Origin of the sequence: Bradyrhizobium sp. AZCC 2230 (assembly GCF_036924495.1) — a bacterium.
Taxonomy (GTDB): domain Bacteria; phylum Pseudomonadota; class Alphaproteobacteria; order Rhizobiales; family Xanthobacteraceae; genus Bradyrhizobium; species Bradyrhizobium rifense.
The window spans coordinates 8,094,487-8,110,101 of record NZ_JAZHRS010000001.1; the positions used below are offsets into that span (position 1 = coordinate 8,094,487).

Below are 15,615 nucleotides of genomic sequence, written 5' to 3' on the forward strand. Positions count from 1 at the left end.
GATTCCGGGCTCACGCTTCGCGTGCCCGGGAATGACGGCGAGGCATTCAGCCCCCATCTCCCCTCCCGGAACCGTCCCAGCGCCCCGCCGTTATGGTCCCCGGGGACGGCCGCCCGGCCGCGTCAATTCGCATCTTTTTGCGCGCGAAGTGTTCACGCACCTCGGCCAGTTTCCGCTAAAATACCCTGTAACCGCGCCGTTGCATGAGGTCCGCCATGAGCTTCCGCCGCGACACCCTGACAAAGCCGATCTTCTCCTGGGCGCGCGGCGTGCTGCCGGCGATGTCCGACACCGAGCGGGAGGCGCTGGAGGCTGGCGACGTCTGGTGGGACGCTGATCTCTTCACCGGCAATCCCGATTGGTCGAAGCTGCTGAAGATTCCGCAGGCGAAATTGACCGATGAGGAGCAGGCTTTCCTCAACGGCCCCGTCGACGAACTCTGCGCCATGCTCGACGAGTGGAAGATCTTTTGGGAGTGGCGCGATCTTCCCCAGGAGGCCTGGGCCTTCATCAAGCGCGAAAAATTCTTCGGCATGATCATTCCGAAGGAGTTTGGCGGCCTCGGCTTCTCGCCCTATGCCCACTCGGAAGTGGTGCGGAAAATCTCGACCCGCTCGATCGCAGCTGCCGTCACCGTGATGGTGCCGAATTCTCTCGGCCCCGGCGAACTCCTGATGCGCTTCGGCACGAAAGAGCAGCAGGAGCGCTGGCTGCCGCGGCTTGCCGACGGCCGCGACATTCCCTGCTTCGGTCTCACCAGCCCCGAGGCTGGATCCGATGCCGCCTCGATGGTCGACACCGGCATCATCTGCAAGGGTAACTTCGAGGGCCGCGAAGTTGTTGGCCTCAGGCTCAACTGGCACAAGCGCTACATCACGCTTGGTCCCGTTGCGACGCTGCTGGGTCTCGCCTTCAAGGCCTACGATCCCGATCACCTCGTCGGCGAACAGGAAGAGCTCGGCATCACCGTGGCGCTGATCCCGACCAATCTGCCCGGCGTCGAGATCGGCCACCGCCATCTACCGTCAATGCAGGTGTTCCAGAACGGCCCGAACTGGGGCCGCGACGTCTTCATCCCGCTCGACTATGTCATCGGCGGTGAGGCACGGCTGGGGCAGGGCTGGAAGATGCTGATGACGGCGCTCGCCGCCGGCCGTGGCATTTCGCTGCCGTCGCTGTCGGCTGCTGGTGCTGCGTATGCCGCGCGCACCACCGGCGCCTATGCCCGCATCCGCGAGCAGTTCGGCATCTCCATTTCCAAGTTCGAGGGTGTCGAGGAGCCGCTCGCGCGTATCGTCGCCACCGCCTATCAGCTCGACGCGGCGCGGCGGCTGACCTGCGCCGCGCTGAACGCCGGCGTTCATCCCGCCGTGATCTCCGGCATCATGAAGCTGCACGCGACCGAGCGGATGCGCATCGCGGTCGATGACGCCATGGACATCCACGGCGGCAAGGCCGTGATCGACGGTCCGCAGAACTATATCGGCAATCTTCACCGCGCCGTGCCCGTGGGCATCACGGTCGAGGGCGCCAACATCCTCACCCGCAATCTCATCGTGTTCGGGCAGGGTGCGATCCGCGCCCATCCCTATCTGCTCGACGAGATGAATGCGCTGGCCGACACCGATCGCGAGCGTGGTCTTGCCGCGTTCGACAAGGCGTTCTGGAAGCATGTCGGCCATAGCTTCCGGACGCTGTTCCGTGCCTTCGGCCAGAGCTGGACCTTCGGCGCCTTCGCGATGGCGCCTGACGCGGGCGACGCTACGCCATTCTATCGCCAGCTCTCGCGTTATTCCGCGGCGTTCGCGCTCTGCGCCGACATGGCGCTGCTGACGCTCGGCGGCGCGCTCAAGCGCAAGGAGATGCTGTCGGCACGCTTCGGCGACATCCTCTCCGAGCTGTATCTTCTCTCGGCCGCGCTAAAGCGCTGGCAGGACGAGGGCCGGCAGAAGGAGGATTTTGCCGCGCTGGAATGGTGCATGGCGTCGGGCTTCCGCACGATCGAGAACCGGCTTGCCGAAATCCTCGCCAATCTGCCGAACCGGTTCGTCGCTGTCGTCCTCAAGCTTGTGGTCCAGCCCTTCGGCGCCCGTGTGCTCGGTCCCTCCGACCGCGTCGTGCATCAATGCGCGAGCATCGTGCTGGAGCCCTCGGCCGCGCGTGAGCGTCTCACGCCGGATCTCGCCCATGTCGACGACGACAGCGGCTTTGCCCGCCTCGAGCGCGCGTTCAAGCTGGTCACGGGCACCGACGCCATCGCCAAGCGCATGCGCGCTGCGCATGTCCGCGACGCCAAGGCCGCCGTCACCAAGGGCGTGATCACGCAGGCCGAGGGCGAGCAGCTTTCAGCCGCTCATGAAGCCGTCACAAAAGTCATCGAGGTCGACGATTTCGCGCCGGAGGCGCTGTCGCCGATTTACAAGAAAACCGGCGACGTGCATCAGTTCTTCCAGGAACTCGGTGAACAGAGGGCGGCGAGCTGATGGCACGACCGGTTTTCATCGTCGACGGCAGCCGGACGCCGTTTCTGAAGGCGCGCTCCGGGCCGGGGCCATTCACGCCGGTCGATCTTGCCGTGCAATGCGGCCGGCCGCTGCTGGCGCGCCAGCCGTTCTCGCCAACCGACTTCGATCAGGTCATCCTCGGCTGCGTCAACGTGATCGCGGACGAGATGAACCCGGCCCGCGTCGCGGCGCTCCGGCTCGGCATGGGCGAGGACATGGTCGCCTTCACCGTGCAGATCAATTGCGGCTCCGGCATGCAGTCGATCGACACCGCCTACCGTTACATTCGCGAAGGCCATGCCGACATGATCCTGGCCGGCGGCACCGAGGCGCTCAGCCACGCGCCGCTGGTCTGGCCGAACTCCGGCGTGCGCTGGTTCGCCGGCCTTGCCACCGCCAAGGGCGTGGCCGCGAAGCTCGCCGCCGGGTTCAAGCTGCGTCCACGCTATCTCAAGCCGATCATCGGCCTGGAGCGTGGGCTCACCGATCCCATCACCGAACTGAACATGGGGCAGACCGCCGAGGTGGTCGGCCATCTCTTCGGCATTACGCGCGCCCAGTCGGATGCTTATGCGGCCGAGAGCCATCGACGCCTTGCGCACGCCCAAGCGGAAGGTTTTCTGAAAGGCGAGGTTGAGACCGCCTTCTCCCGCGACGGAAAATTCTTCGACCATGATGACGGCGTGCGCCCGGACTCGACAGCCGAGACGCTGGCGAAACTCCGGCCGGTGTTCGAGCGTCCCTGGGGCCAGGTCACCGCGGGCAATTCCTCGCAGATCACCGATGGCGCCTCCTGGGTGATCCTCGCCTCCGACGCCGCTGTGGCAAAGCACAGACTGACGCCGAAGGCAGCGATCGTCGACAGCAACTGGGCCGCGCTCGATCCTGCTATCATGGGGCTCGGCCCCGTGATGTCGGCGACGCCGCTGCTCAAGCGCAACAACCTCACACTCCAGGACGTCGAGACGTGGGAGCTGAACGAAGCGTTTGCGACGCAGGTGCTCGGCTGCCTCGCTGCCTGGAACGACGACAAATTCTGTCGCGAGATTTTGCGACTTGACGGCGCGGCCGGCGAGATCGACCGCGACAAACTCAATGTCGACGGCGGCGCGATCTCGCTCGGCCATCCGGTCGGCACCTCCGGCAACCGCATCGTGCTGCATCTCGTCAACGCGATGAAACGGCTCGGCACGCGGCGCGGGATTGCCACCGAATGTATCGGCGGCGGGCTCGGCGGTGCCATGCTGATCGAGGCGGTGTGACCATGGATTCAAAGATCATGACCGCGCTTGGCGACCGTGTGCTTTCGCTCGGGCCGCAGCCCGCGGCGGACGGTCCGTACAAGCATTTCAAGCTGACGCGCGATGCGGATGGCGTCGCCTGGCTGCTGTTCGATCGCACTGACGCCAGCGCCAACACGCTGTCCGCCGACGTGATGGAGGAGTTCGACGCCGCGCTCGCGGCGATCGAGACTGAACGGCCCGCAGGTCTTGTCATTCGCTCTGCAAAACCGTCCGGATTCATCGCCGGCGCCGACGTCAACGAATTCCGTGGCGCCAGCGATCCGGGGGTGGTGGAGACACGTATCCGCGCCGCGCACGCGGTGGTCGATCATCTGGAAGCGCTCAAGCTGCCGACGGTCGCGGTCATCCATGGGTTCTGTCTGGGCGGCGGGCTCGAAGTCGCGCTCGCCTGCCAGTCGCGCATTGCCATCGACGGCGCGCGCTTCGGCTTCCCTGAGGTGATGCTGGGCCTGCATCCCGGCCTCGGCGGCACCGCGCGTTTCACCGCGCTGATCAATCCGACCCAGTCGATGGCGCTGATGCTGACCGGCCGCACGATCGATGCGCGCCGCGCCAAATCGCTTGGTCTCGTCGATACCGTGACGCAGGAGCGCCACGTTCGTAACGCCGTGAAGGACGCGCTGTTTGGTCGGCTGAAGAAGGCAAGTCCGGGCCTCCTTGCGCGCGCAGCGAATTTCGGACCGGTGCGTGGGCTGTTGGCCAAGCGTATGCGCAGTGAGGCGGCGAAGGCTGCGCCACGCGAGCATTATCCCGCGCCTTACGCGCTGATTGATCTCTGGGAGACGCATGGCGGCAGCAAATCCGCGATGCTGAAGGCGGAGCAGGTCTCGTTTGCCAAATTGATGGTGACGCCAACCGCGCAGAATCTGATCCGCGTGTTCTTCCTGCGCGAGCAGATGAAGAAGGCGGCCGGCTCCGGCAACACGGTCAAGCACGTCCATGTCATCGGCGCCGGCGCCATGGGCGGGGATATCGCGGCCTGGTGCGCAGGGCAGGGGCTGCGCGTCTCGCTCGCGGACATGAAGGCGGAGCCGATCGCAGGCGCGGTCAAGCGTGCCGCCGAGCTCTACGGCAAGATCATCCGAAAGCCTACCGAGGTCCGCGACGCGCTCGATCGCCTGATCCCCGACATGGATGGGGAAGGGGTCCGCGACGCCGATCTCATCATCGAGGCGGTGCCGGAAAAGCTCGAGCTCAAGCAAAGGGTCTATGCCGGCCTCGAGCCCAGGATGAAGCAGGGCGCAATTCTCGCCACCAACACGTCGAGCATTCCGCTTCAGGATCTGCGCACGACGCTGGCGCGGCCGGAGCGGCTCGTCGGCCTGCACTTCTTCAATCCGGTGTCGCGGCTGCAACTGGTCGAGGTCGTCAGCCACGACGGCAACGATGCGCAAGTGCTGAAGAAAGCGCTCGCCTTCGTCGGCGCGATCGACCGCCTGCCGCTGGCGGTGAAGAGCTCGCCCGGCTTCCTCGTCAACCGCGCGCTGACGCCCTACATGCTGGAAGCGATGGTGATGCTGGACGAGAAGACCGACCAGCGCCTGATCGATGCCGCCGCCGAACAGTTCGGCATGCCGATGGGGCCGATCGAGCTGGCCGACCAGGTCGGGCTCGATATCTGCCTTGCTGTCGGCGACATGCTGCGCACGAAGTTCGACGATTTGCTGCCGCCGACGCCGGCCTGGCTGCGCGAGAAGGTTGCCAAGGGCGAGCTTGGCCGCAAGACCGGCAGGGGGTTTTACACCTGGAAGGACGGCAAGGCCGAGAAGGAGCCATTGCCCGAGACCGGTCCGCGCGTCACCGACCAGATGATCGACCGCCTCGTGCTGCCGATGTCCAATGTCTGCGTCGCGTGCCTGCGCGAAGGCATCGTCGATGACCCCGATGCGGTCGACGGCGCCATGATCTTCGGCACCGGCTACGCGCCGTTCCGTGGCGGTCCGCTGAACTATGCGCGTGCACGTGGCGTGGAGAATGTCGCATCGACCATGCGCGCGCTGGCCGAGCGATTCGGCGAACGCTTCGCGCCCGATCCGGGCTGGGACAATTTCAAGTCACATGACTGAAAAGTCCGACGCCGAGCCGAACGGCGATCTCTGCATCCGCACACTGGCGATGCCTGCCGACACCAATGCCAATGGCGACATCTTTGGCGGCTGGCTGCTCAGCCAGATGGACGTCGGCGGCGGCGTGTTTGCATCGAAGGTCGCTAAGTCGCGCACGGTGACAGTTGCGATCGAGGCGATGAATTTTCGCAAACCGGTCTATGTCGGCGATCTCGTCTCCGTCCACGCCAATCTCGTGCGCGTCGGGCGCACGTCCATGACTGTGCATCTGGAAGCCTGGGCGCTTCGCCGCAGGGAGGAGCATCCGTTTCTCGTCACCGACGGCAATTTCACCTATGTCTCGATCGATGATCACGGTCGCCCGCAGCCGATCAGCCGCATCGATCCGCCGATCGCGACGTAACCGCGCGCGGCTTTGCGCCTCATCTCACGAAGACGTGCAGCACCGTGAAACGAGGCGAGCGTGAGTCAACGCGCCGCGGCTTTGCCAACAAACAGTCATAAAACGGATGAGGTCCCGGCGTACTCAATAGCCCGTCGATTCGGGGTGGAAACGGCCGATTTGCCCTCAGGAACCTTTGGGCAGAGTCGTCGTTATTTGCCCGCACTGAGGAATCTACGGGCCATGCCGGACAGCTACATCATCGAAGTGAATTCAGAAACCGCGGGCATCGTCGTTCGCGGTCAGGGCGGCTACTGCTTCTTCGCCTCGTCCCATCAATTCAATCGCCTCGAAGGCCAGCTCTTCCGTAACGCACGCGAAGCCGAGCGCGCTGCGCGCAAGCTGGTTAACGGCGATGTGAAGGAGGCGGCGTAAGCGCCGCTCTCGTCATTCCGGGGCGCGCAACGCGCGAGCCCGGAATCTATCACGCTGCAGAAATTGCCGACCAATGGATTCCGGGTCCGCGCCTTTCGGCGCGTCCCGGAATGACGTCGTTGCTCACAACTTCGTCGCGGCGCGCGACAACAGCTTCCACGCGTCGCCCTGCTTCTGCCAGTTCATCAGGATGTGGAGGTTGGTCGGCACTTTTTTCCCATCGGCCGCCATCTCCTGTTCCGCGACCCAGTGGAAGCGCACGATCGCGGCGGGGCCGACGACCTTGATGGTCGGGTCCTGATAGGCGATCGAGAGAAACTTCGATTTGCCGTCGGTCGCGTTGGTGATGAAGGTCGCCTTGTCCTCGACCTTGCCGTTGGAATGGCTGTAGCTGAGATCGTCCCAGCACAGCGCGCCGAGCGCCTTCGGGTCGGCCGCGATCTGGGCGAGGCGGAAGGCCTCGACCTGCTTCGCCACGGCTTCTTCGTCCGCCGAAGCAGCGAGCGCGGGTGTTGAAAGCGCAAGCGCGGAGACGGCGAGAGTCGAGAGAGCCAGATCGCGTCGGTTGATCGTCATCGTTTCCTCCTTTTTGATCTTGTATGGAGTGTTGCAGCCGCGCGCGGCTTTGTCGAGTGGCGCGTGGTCGTCATGCACGTGCGTCATTGCGCGCGCGAGGGTCTATTGATACGTCTTCGGCATTTTCGGCATTGATGCGTCGCGCATTCGGGAAAGTACGGACATGATCGAGACAATGGGCAGGGCATTGCTGTTCGATATCGACGGCACGCTTGCCAACACCGACCCGCTGCACCTGAAGGCGTTCAACCAGGTGCTCGGTCCTCACGGCCATGTTTTCGACCACGCGCGCTTCTCCAGGGAGCTGCAAGGCTTTGCGAATTTGTCGATCGGCGAGCGCTTTCTGCCCAATGAAACATTGGAGCGGCGCGCCGCGATCCTCGGCGAGAAGGAGGAGGTGTTCCGCACGCTGGTTGCGGGACAGATCGAGCCGCTGCCGGGCCTGATGGCGCTGCTCGACCGCGCGGATGACGCCGGCATTCCCTTGGTTGCCGTGACAAATGCGCCCCGTCTCAATGCCGAGCTGCTGTTGTCCGGCCTCGGCATCACGGATCGCTTCAAGACGCTGGTGATCGGCGACGAGCTGCCGCATGGCAAGCCACATCCGCTGCCCTATCAGGAGGGGCTGCGCTTCGTCGGTGCCAGCGCAGCTGCCTCGATCGCCTTCGAGGATTCCCGCTCCGGCGTGCAGTCGGCCACCGCCGCCGGCATTCCGACCATCGGGATCCGGACCAGCCTCAGCGATGCTGACCTTGTCGGTGCCGGCGCGGTTGCCTCGGCGAGCGCCTTCGACGATCCGACGCTGCTCGCGCGGCTCGCGAGCGCGATGGCGTGGTGAGGGTTTCATCCATTAACCGTGATCGGCGCGCGCATTGACCACGCGCGCGAACCGCCGCACCATGCATCGTTCTGATTTGAGGCCATTGCCGTGACCGGATTGACCCATCGCCAAGCCGAAATCCTCAACATCGCCCGCGCCTCCGGCCGCGTCATGGTCGAGGAGCTGGCGCGCCGGTTCGAAGTCTCGGCGCAGACCATCCGCAAGGACCTCAACGATCTCTGCGAGCGCCGTTCGCTGACCCGCGTCCATGGCGGCGCGATCATCGCCTCGGGCGTCGAAAATCTCGCTTATGAGGCGCGCCGCTTCGTCGCTGCCGACGAGAAGAAGGCGATTGGCGCTGCGGCCGCCTCGCTGATCCCGAACGGCTGCTCGCTCTTCATCAACATCGGCACCACGACGGAGGAGGTTGCGAGCGCGCTGACCTCGCATGAGGATCTCCTCGTCATCACCAACAACCTCAATGTCGCCATGCTGCTCTACCGCCATCCCCGCATCGAGGTGGTGGTTGCCGGCGGCACGGTGCGGCGCGCCGACGGCGCCGTGGTCGGCTCGACCGCGACGCAGCTGATCGGCCAGTTCAAGGTCGACTACGCCATCATCGGCGCATCCGCGATCGACGAAGAGGGCGCGCTGCTCGACTTCGACTATCGCGAGGTGCAGGTGGCGCAGGCCATCATCGCCAATGCCCGCAGCGTCATGCTGGTGGCTGATTCCACAAAACTTCGCCGCAGTGCGCCGGTCCGCATCGCCCATATCAGCCAGATTCAGACCTTCGTCACCGATCAGGAGCTGCCCGAGCGCCTCTCCACCATCTGCCACAGCAAAGGCATCGAGGTGGTGGAAGCTATGCCGAAGGGCGCCGGGGATATCGACGATGCTCAGGCCGAAGTGCAGGACGCGGCGCCTGAAGCCGCACCGGTGGTGCGGCTGCGGTAGGGGTTATGCGCCATCCCATGGGTTGAGCAGCGGAACGCCGGTAGGCTCGAAATCTCCGACATTGCGAGTGACAACTGTCAAGCCGTGAACGAGCGCGGTCGCTGCGATGAGAGCGTCGCGTTCAGCCCGCGGATTGGGAACGTGAAGTTCCGCACAGCGCTGCGCTACGGCGGTATCGATGACCAGGATCCGCCCCTCGAAGCGAGCCAGAACTTGATCGTCGATCCAGGCGCGCAGGACTGCACCCTGTGCAGCGTCCTTCCGTTCGATCAGGCGCGCGCCAAGTTCAATCTCGAGAATCGAGATGACAGACATGAAGAAATTCGCCGCGGGGACTGCGTTGGCCCAGGCGACGACATTGCGATCAGCTTTATCCGGTCGCCTGAGTTCGGAAATGACATTGGTGTCCAGCAGAAACATCAGTCGAGATCGGCGGGCTTGAAGACCCCACCGGACACGCGAGGCGGATCGAAATCAAAGTCCGCGTTGGTTTGTGCCAGAGCTTCGGCAAGGCTCATGTGTCCGCCGCTCAGACGCAGATATTCTTCGATCGTCAGCAGCACATGGGCCGGGCGGCCGCGATCCGTAATGAAGACGGGTCCTTGCGATGCAGCTTTTTTTGCGCCGCTGGTGTCCTGATTGAATTCTCGGCTGGTGAGGGTGGTTACCATCGTTCAGCGCTCCCAGGTGCGGCGGTGTCATACGATCGCAGAGTATATGTAGCCATGTTGCTACATTCAAGGTCGCGAGCGCGCCGGTTGGTTCCGGAAGGCCGACATGCCGTCCAATCACGCCAATTGCCTTCGAAACCGCCCGTTTGCCTGCCGGTTTCTGCGCCACTCTGGTGGTGAAAAAGTTCCACTTTCGCTTCCCTTCGTCTCTCTTTCGTCTTGCTTTCGTTTTTCGGTGTGATCTAATCAAAAACGAAAGTAGCCACTCGACGGAACGAGTGGTCGCCGGGGGAAGTGTCTGTTGGAGCGTATTTTCGACCTCGCCATCATTGGAGGCGGTGTTAACGGTTGCGGCATCGCGCGCGATGCCGTGGGCCGCGGCAACACTGTTTTCCTGTGCGAAATGAACGATCTGGCCAGCGGTACGTCGTCCTGGTCGACCAAGCTGGTCCATGGCGGCCTGCGCTATCTCGAATATTACGAGTTTCGGCTGGTCCGCGAAGCGCTGATCGAGCGCGAGATTCTCTGGGGCATCGCGCCCCACATCATCCGTCCGCTGCGTTTCGTCTTGCCGCATCATGCGGGCTTGCGCCCGGCCTGGCTGCTGCGGCTCGGCCTGTTCCTCTACGATCACATCGGCGGTCGTCATTTGCTGCCGGCGACCCGCTCGCTCGACCTCAGGCGTGACGAGGTCGGCCGTCCGCTGATCCCGAATCGCTATGGCCGCGCGTTCGAATATTCCGACTGCTTCGTCGATGACGCCCGTCTGGTCGTGCTCAATGCGCGCGACGCTGCCGACAAGGGCGCCGAGATTCGCACCCGTACCCGCGCGACCGATATCAAGCAGTCCGACGGCGTCTGGACAGTCAGCATGGTCGACACGCTGACCGGCGCGCGCTCGCAGATCCAGGCCCGCGCGCTGGTCAATGCCGGCGGCCCCTGGGTCGAAGACGTGCTCGGCCGCGGTGCCGGCGTCAATGCCAAGGCGAAAGTGCGCCTGGTGCAGGGCTCGCACATCGTGGTCAAGAAGCTCTACGACCACGATCGCGCCTACATGTTCCAGAACGCCGACGGCCGCATCATCTTCGTCATCCCCTATCAGGACGATTTTACGCTGATCGGCACCACCGATCGCGACTATGACGGCGATCCCGCCAAGGTGAAGGCGACGGCGGAAGAGATCCAATATCTCTGCGCGGCCGCAAGCGAATATCTCGCGAAGCCCGTGACATCGGAGGATGTGGTCTGGACCTATTCCGGCGTGCGGCCGCTCTATGACGACGGCGCCAGCGAGGCCAAGGCCGCCACCCGCGACTACGTGTTTGAGCTCGACACGCCCGGCGGTTCGCCGCTGCTGTCGATCTATGGCGGCAAGATCACGACCTATCGCCGCCTTGCTGAAGAAGCGCTGGAGCGGCTCGCGCCCTATCTGCGCAGTGCGAAAGCGCGCGAAGGCTGGACCGGCAAATGGCCGCTGCCCGGCGGCGACATGGATGTGTCGGCCGTCGACGGCCTGATCGGCGAGCTGCAGCGTGGCTATCCCTTCCTGAGCCATGAGCATGCGCGACGTCTCGCGCGCGCCTATGGCACCCGCGCCATCAAATTGCTCGGCGACGCCAAATCGGCCGCCGATCTCGGCCAGGCCTTTGGCGCAACTCTGACCGAACGCGAGGTTCGCTACCTGATGACTAACGAATGGGCGGTGACAGCCGAGGATATCGTCTGGCGCCGCTCCAAGCTTGGCCTGCGGCTATCTGCCGACGAAATTGCCGCGCTGGACGACTGGATCAGGAGCCATTTTGTGTCGCAAAGTCCTCTGCTGGAAGCAGGAGGACGCTCATGAGCGTGACACTCGATCACGTGACCCGGACCGTCGACGGTATCGAGCACATCCGCGACGTCTCGCTGACGCTTGAGAGCGGCACGCTCAACGTGCTGCTCGGGCCGACGCTGTCGGGCAAGACTTCGATCATGCGGCTGCTCGCAGGCCTCGACAAGCCGACCACGGGCAGGCTGCTGGTCAACGGCAAGGACGTCACCGGCGTCGACGTGCGCCAGCGTTCGGTCGCGATGGTCTATCAGCAGTTCATCAATTACCCCTCGCTCACGGTCTATGAGAACATCGCTTCGCCCTTGCGCGTGCAGGGCAAGCCGCGCGAGGAAATCGAGACGCGGGTGGCGGAAGCCGCCCGGCTCCTCCGGCTCGAGCCGTTCCTGAAGCGCACGCCGCTCCAGCTTTCCGGCGGCCAGCAGCAGCGCACCGCAATGGCGCGCGCGCTGGTCAAGGGTGCCGACCTCGTGCTGCTCGACGAACCGCTCGCCAATCTCGACTACAAGCTGCGCGAAGAGCTGCGCACCGAACTGCCGCGCATCTTCGAGGCCTCCGGCGCGATCTTCGTCTATGCCACCACCGAGCCGACCGAGGCGCTGCTGCTCGGCGGCAACACGGTCTGCATGTGGGAGGGCAAGGCGCTCCAGATCGGCGAGACGCCCAGCGTCTACCGCCGACCGCAGACGCTCCGCGTCGCCCAGGTGTTCTCCGATCCGCCGCTCAATCTCGTTGGCATCGAGAAGAAGAACGGCTCCGTGCAATATGCCGGCGGCATCGCCGCGCCAGCGTCCGGTCTTTATTCGTCGCTCGCTGACGGCGCCTATCGCGTCGGCTTTCGCGCCCATCAGCTTGCGCTCGCCAACGGCCAGGCCGACCGCCACGCCTTCCACGCCACGGTGACGGTGACCGAGATCACCGGTTCGGAGAGTTTCGTGCATTTGACCCGCGACGGATCGAACTGGGTTGCGGTGCTGCACGGCGTGCACGAGTTCGAGCCCGGCCAGACCATCGATGCCGTGCTCGATCCCAATGATGTCTTTGTCTTCGACGCGGCTGACCGTTTGGTCGCCGCGCCCGGTCCCATAGCGTTTTCAAGCGAAGTGCCTGGCGGTTCGCGTGAAGAAAACGCGTCAAAGAAAAACATGTGAGGGAGGTGCGCCATGGCTCGCATTGACCTCGTCGATCTCGCCCATTCCTACGGCGGCAATGATGCGCCGCAGGAAAGCTTTGCGCTGAAGCCGGTGACCATGACATGGCGGCAGGGCGGCGCCTATGCGCTGCTCGGCCCGTCCGGCTGCGGCAAGACCACACTGCTCAACGTCATCTCCGGCATCATCACGCCGTCGCGGGGGAAAATCCTGTTCGACAACCAGGACATCACACCGCTGTCAACCCAGAAGCGCAACATCGCCCAGGTGTTCCAGTTTCCGGTGATCTACGACACCATGACGGTGGGGCAGAACCTGGCGTTTCCGCTGAAGAACCGCGGTGTGCCGAAGGCCGAGATCGACAAGCGCGTCGCCGAGATCGGCCGCCTGCTCGACCTTGAGCCCCATCTGAACCGCAAGGCAACCCGGCTGACGGCTGACGCCAAGCAGAAGATCTCGCTTGGTCGCGGCCTCGTTCGCTCCGATGTTGCCGCCGTGCTGTTCGACGAGCCGCTGACGGTGATCGATCCCGAGCTGAAATGGCAGCTCCGCTCCAAGCTGAAAGCGCTGCATCGCGAGCTCGACCTCACCATGATCTACGTCACCCACGACCAGACCGAGGCGCTGACCTTCGCCGACACCGTCGTCGTCATGCATGACGGCCGCGTGGTGCAGAGCGGCACACCGGCCGAGCTGTTCGACAAGCCCGCCCACACCTTCGTCGGTTATTTCATCGGCTCGCCCGGCATGAACATCCTGCCGGCCGAAGTGAAGGGACGCGAGGCGCGGATCGACGGCCATGTCATTGCGCTGAACCGCAGCTACGACAGTCTTCCGGCCGGCGCCAAGATCGAGATCGGCGTACGTCCGGAATTCGTCGAGGTGGTCGCGCCCACACCCGGCCTGCTCACCGCCAAGATCGAGCGCATCGACGATCTCGGCCGCATCCGCTTCGCGCGCGCGCGTCTCGGCGACGCCAAGCTCGCGGCGCGAGCGCCGGCCGGATTCACCAGCTCGGACGGCACGGCCGGGCTGAAATTCGATCCGGCGCATGTGCACGTCTATGCCGACAGCCTTCTGGTGGAAGGAGCCGCCTGATGGACAAGACCATCAACCAAAAAGCCTGGTTCCTGGTGCTGCCGGTGTTCCTGGTCGTCGCCTTCTCGGCGGTGCTGCCGCTGATGACGGTGGTGAACTATTCGATGCAGGACACCTTCGGCAACAACCAGTTCTTCTGGAACGGCGTCGGCTGGTTCAAGGAATTGCTCGATCCCTCAACCGATCTCGGCGGCCGCTTCCTCGCTTCCCTCGGGCGCAATCTGTTCTTCTCGCTGGTGATCCTCGCTATCGAAGTCCCGCTCGGCATCGTCGTCGCATTGTCGATGCCGCGCCAGGGCTGGACGGTTGCGGCTTGTCTCGTCATCCTCGCGCTGCCGCTGCTGATCCCGTGGAACGTGGTCGGCACGATCTGGCAGATCTTTGGCCGTCCCGACATCGGCCTGCTCGGCTACGTGCTCAACGCGATGGGCATCGACTACAATTACGTCTCCAATGCCGTCGATGCCTGGGTCACGGTCATCGTGATGGACGTCTGGCACTGGACCAGCCTCGTCGCGCTGCTCTGCTATGCCGGTCTGAAGTCGATCCCGGAGGCCTATTACCAGGCCGCCCAGATCGACGGCGCCTCGCGGTGGGCCGTGTTCAAGGCGATCCAGCTGCCGAAGATGAACCGCGTGCTGCTGATCGCCGTGCTGCTGCGCTTCATGGACAGCTTCATGATCTATACCGAGCCGTTCGTCGTCACCGGCGGCGGACCCGGCAACTCGACCACCTTCGTGTCGATCGAGCTGGTCAAGATCGCGCTGGGACAGTTCGACCTCGGCAAGGCTGCCGCGCTCTCGCTGGTCTACAATCTGATCATCCTGATCGTCTGCTGGGTCTTCTACACCGTCATGACCAATGCCGGCGTCGAACGTAAGGCACAGGCGGAGAAGGAGCCGGCGGCGGAGCCCAAGCCCGCAGGCGTGCTCCAGCCTGCGCCCGCGCTCAAGCCGAAGGAAGGAGTGGCCTGATGCATTCGATCCCCGGCCGCCGCCTCATCATGGGGCTGTTCCTGATCTTCCTGCTGTTGCCGATCTACTGGCTCGTCAACATGAGCTTCAAGACCAACGCCGAGATCGTCTCGACGATGACCTTGTGGCCGCATGCGCCGACGCTGCAGCACTACAAGCGCATCTTCACCGACGAGAGCTGGTATTCCGGCTATATCAATTCGCTGGAATACGTCATCCTCAACACCATCATCTCGATCTCGGTGGCGTTGCCGGCGGCCTACGCGTTCTCGCGCTACCGTTTCCTCGGCGACAAGCACCTGTTCTTCTGGCTGCTGTCGAACCGCATGGCGCCGGCGGCGGTCTACGCGCTGCCGTTCTTCAACCTGTATTCGGCGATCGGCCTGTTCGATACGCCGTGGGCGGTTGCGCTGGCGCATTGCATCTTCAACGTGCCCCTGGCGGTGTGGATCCTCGAAGGCTTCGTCTCCGGCGTACCGCGCGAGATCGACGAGACCGCCTTCCTCGACGGCTATTCCTTCCCGCGATTCTTCATCAGGATCCTGGTGCCGCTGATCGCGAGCGGCATCGGCGTCGCCGCCTTTTTCTGCTTCATGTTCTCCTGGGTCGAGCTGCTGCTCGCGCGGACGCTGACCTCGGTGCAGACCAAGCCGATCGCGGCGATCATGACGCGCACGGTGTCGGCGGCCGGCATGGATTGGGGTTTGCTGGCAGCCGCCGGCGTGCTCACCATCATTCCGGGCGCGCTGGTGATCTGGTTCGTCCGCAACTATATCGCGCGCGGTTTCGCGCTTGGCCGGGTCTGAGGCTCGCATGATCCCGAAAAGTGGAAACCGGTTTTCGGACCAG

General features: G+C 64.2%; 15 protein-coding genes. 12 read left to right on the plus strand and 3 right to left on the minus strand.

Translation table 11 applies throughout. The features are described 5' to 3' along the window. The first annotated feature begins 215 nt into the window (after window positions 1–215). The 5 genes from V1280_RS38545 (at window position 216) to V1280_RS38565 (ending at window position 6,691) form a co-directional block, all read left to right on the plus strand. Entirely contained in the window at window positions 216–2,483 is a 2,268-nt protein-coding gene (locus V1280_RS38545; RefSeq protein ID WP_334535826.1) for an acyl-CoA dehydrogenase, read from the plus strand. Then, window positions 2,483–3,766: an acetyl-CoA C-acetyltransferase gene (locus tag V1280_RS38550; RefSeq protein WP_334535827.1), complete on the plus strand. Its 1,284-nt coding sequence runs from the start codon at window positions 2,483–2,485 to the stop codon at window positions 3,764–3,766. The genes V1280_RS38545 and V1280_RS38550 overlap by 1 nt, the downstream gene beginning before the upstream one ends. Before the next feature lie 2 nt (window positions 3,767–3,768). Continuing rightward, entirely contained in the window at window positions 3,769–5,874 is a 2,106-nt protein-coding gene (locus tag V1280_RS38555; protein ID WP_334535828.1) for a 3-hydroxyacyl-CoA dehydrogenase NAD-binding domain-containing protein, read from the plus strand. Then, entirely contained in the window at window positions 5,867–6,277 is a 411-nt protein-coding gene (locus V1280_RS38560; protein ID WP_148771761.1) for an acyl-CoA thioesterase, read from the plus strand. Before V1280_RS38555 ends, V1280_RS38560 begins: the two co-directional genes overlap by 8 nt. Window positions 6,278–6,499: 222 nt before the next feature. Then, a complete protein-coding gene (locus V1280_RS38565; RefSeq protein WP_008137732.1) occupies window positions 6,500–6,691 on the plus strand; it encodes a hypothetical protein in 192 nt (63 codons plus the stop codon). A 123-nt stretch (window positions 6,692–6,814) separates the two neighbouring features. Here the strand turns inward: V1280_RS38565 and V1280_RS38570 are convergent, their stop codons facing one another. Next, window positions 6,815–7,267 (minus strand): nuclear transport factor 2 family protein, encoded by a 453-nt coding sequence (locus V1280_RS38570; RefSeq protein WP_334535829.1) that lies wholly within the window; start codon window positions 7,265–7,267, stop codon window positions 6,815–6,817. A gap of 163 nt (window positions 7,268–7,430) precedes the next feature. On the opposite strand from V1280_RS38570, the gene V1280_RS38575 reads away from it, so the two are divergent. Together V1280_RS38575 and V1280_RS38580 are read left to right on the plus strand one after the other, a co-directional pair. Continuing rightward, window positions 7,431–8,105, plus strand: coding sequence for an HAD family hydrolase (locus V1280_RS38575; protein WP_334535830.1), 675 nt, complete (start codon window positions 7,431–7,433; stop codon window positions 8,103–8,105). A 90-nt stretch (window positions 8,106–8,195) separates the two neighbouring features. Continuing rightward, a complete protein-coding gene (locus V1280_RS38580; protein ID WP_148771764.1) occupies window positions 8,196–9,044 on the plus strand; it encodes a DeoR/GlpR family DNA-binding transcription regulator in 849 nt (282 codons plus the stop codon). Between the two features lie 3 nt (window positions 9,045–9,047). Here V1280_RS38580 and V1280_RS38585 read toward each other — a convergent pair whose 3' ends face one another. Both V1280_RS38585 and V1280_RS38590 read right to left on the minus strand, forming a co-directional pair. Further along, window positions 9,048–9,464, minus strand: coding sequence for a type II toxin-antitoxin system VapC family toxin (locus V1280_RS38585; RefSeq protein ID WP_334535831.1), 417 nt, complete (start codon window positions 9,462–9,464; stop codon window positions 9,048–9,050). Beyond that, window positions 9,464–9,715 (minus strand): type II toxin-antitoxin system prevent-host-death family antitoxin, encoded by a 252-nt coding sequence (locus V1280_RS38590; protein WP_334535832.1) that lies wholly within the window; start codon window positions 9,713–9,715, stop codon window positions 9,464–9,466. Before V1280_RS38590 ends, V1280_RS38585 begins: the two co-directional genes overlap by 1 nt. A 301-nt stretch (window positions 9,716–10,016) precedes the next feature. On the opposite strand from V1280_RS38590, the gene glpD reads away from it, so the two are divergent. The 5 genes from glpD to V1280_RS38615 are packed head-to-tail and all read left to right on the plus strand — an operon-like array spanning window position 10,017 to window position 15,572. Then, window positions 10,017–11,558 carry a glycerol-3-phosphate dehydrogenase gene (glpD, locus tag V1280_RS38595; RefSeq protein ID WP_334535833.1) on the plus strand — a complete coding sequence of 514 codons (1,542 nt, stop codon included), beginning with the start codon at window positions 10,017–10,019 and terminating at the stop codon, window positions 11,556–11,558. Further along, a complete protein-coding gene (locus V1280_RS38600) occupies window positions 11,555–12,694 on the plus strand; it encodes an ABC transporter ATP-binding protein (RefSeq protein WP_334535834.1) in 1,140 nt (379 codons plus the stop codon). The genes glpD and V1280_RS38600 overlap by 4 nt, the downstream gene beginning before the upstream one ends. A 12-nt stretch (window positions 12,695–12,706) precedes the next feature. Next, complete coding sequence (locus V1280_RS38605) at window positions 12,707–13,792, plus strand: ABC transporter ATP-binding protein (protein ID WP_334535835.1); 1,086 nt, start codon at window positions 12,707–12,709, stop codon at window positions 13,790–13,792. Continuing rightward, window positions 13,792–14,766, plus strand: a complete 975-nt coding sequence (locus V1280_RS38610) for a carbohydrate ABC transporter permease (protein WP_334535836.1) — start codon at window positions 13,792–13,794, stop codon at window positions 14,764–14,766. Before V1280_RS38605 ends, V1280_RS38610 begins: the two co-directional genes overlap by 1 nt. Beyond that, a complete protein-coding gene (locus tag V1280_RS38615; protein WP_148771773.1) occupies window positions 14,766–15,572 on the plus strand; it encodes a carbohydrate ABC transporter permease in 807 nt (268 codons plus the stop codon). Before V1280_RS38610 ends, V1280_RS38615 begins: the two co-directional genes overlap by 1 nt. Window positions 15,573–15,615: the final 43 nt, after the last annotated feature.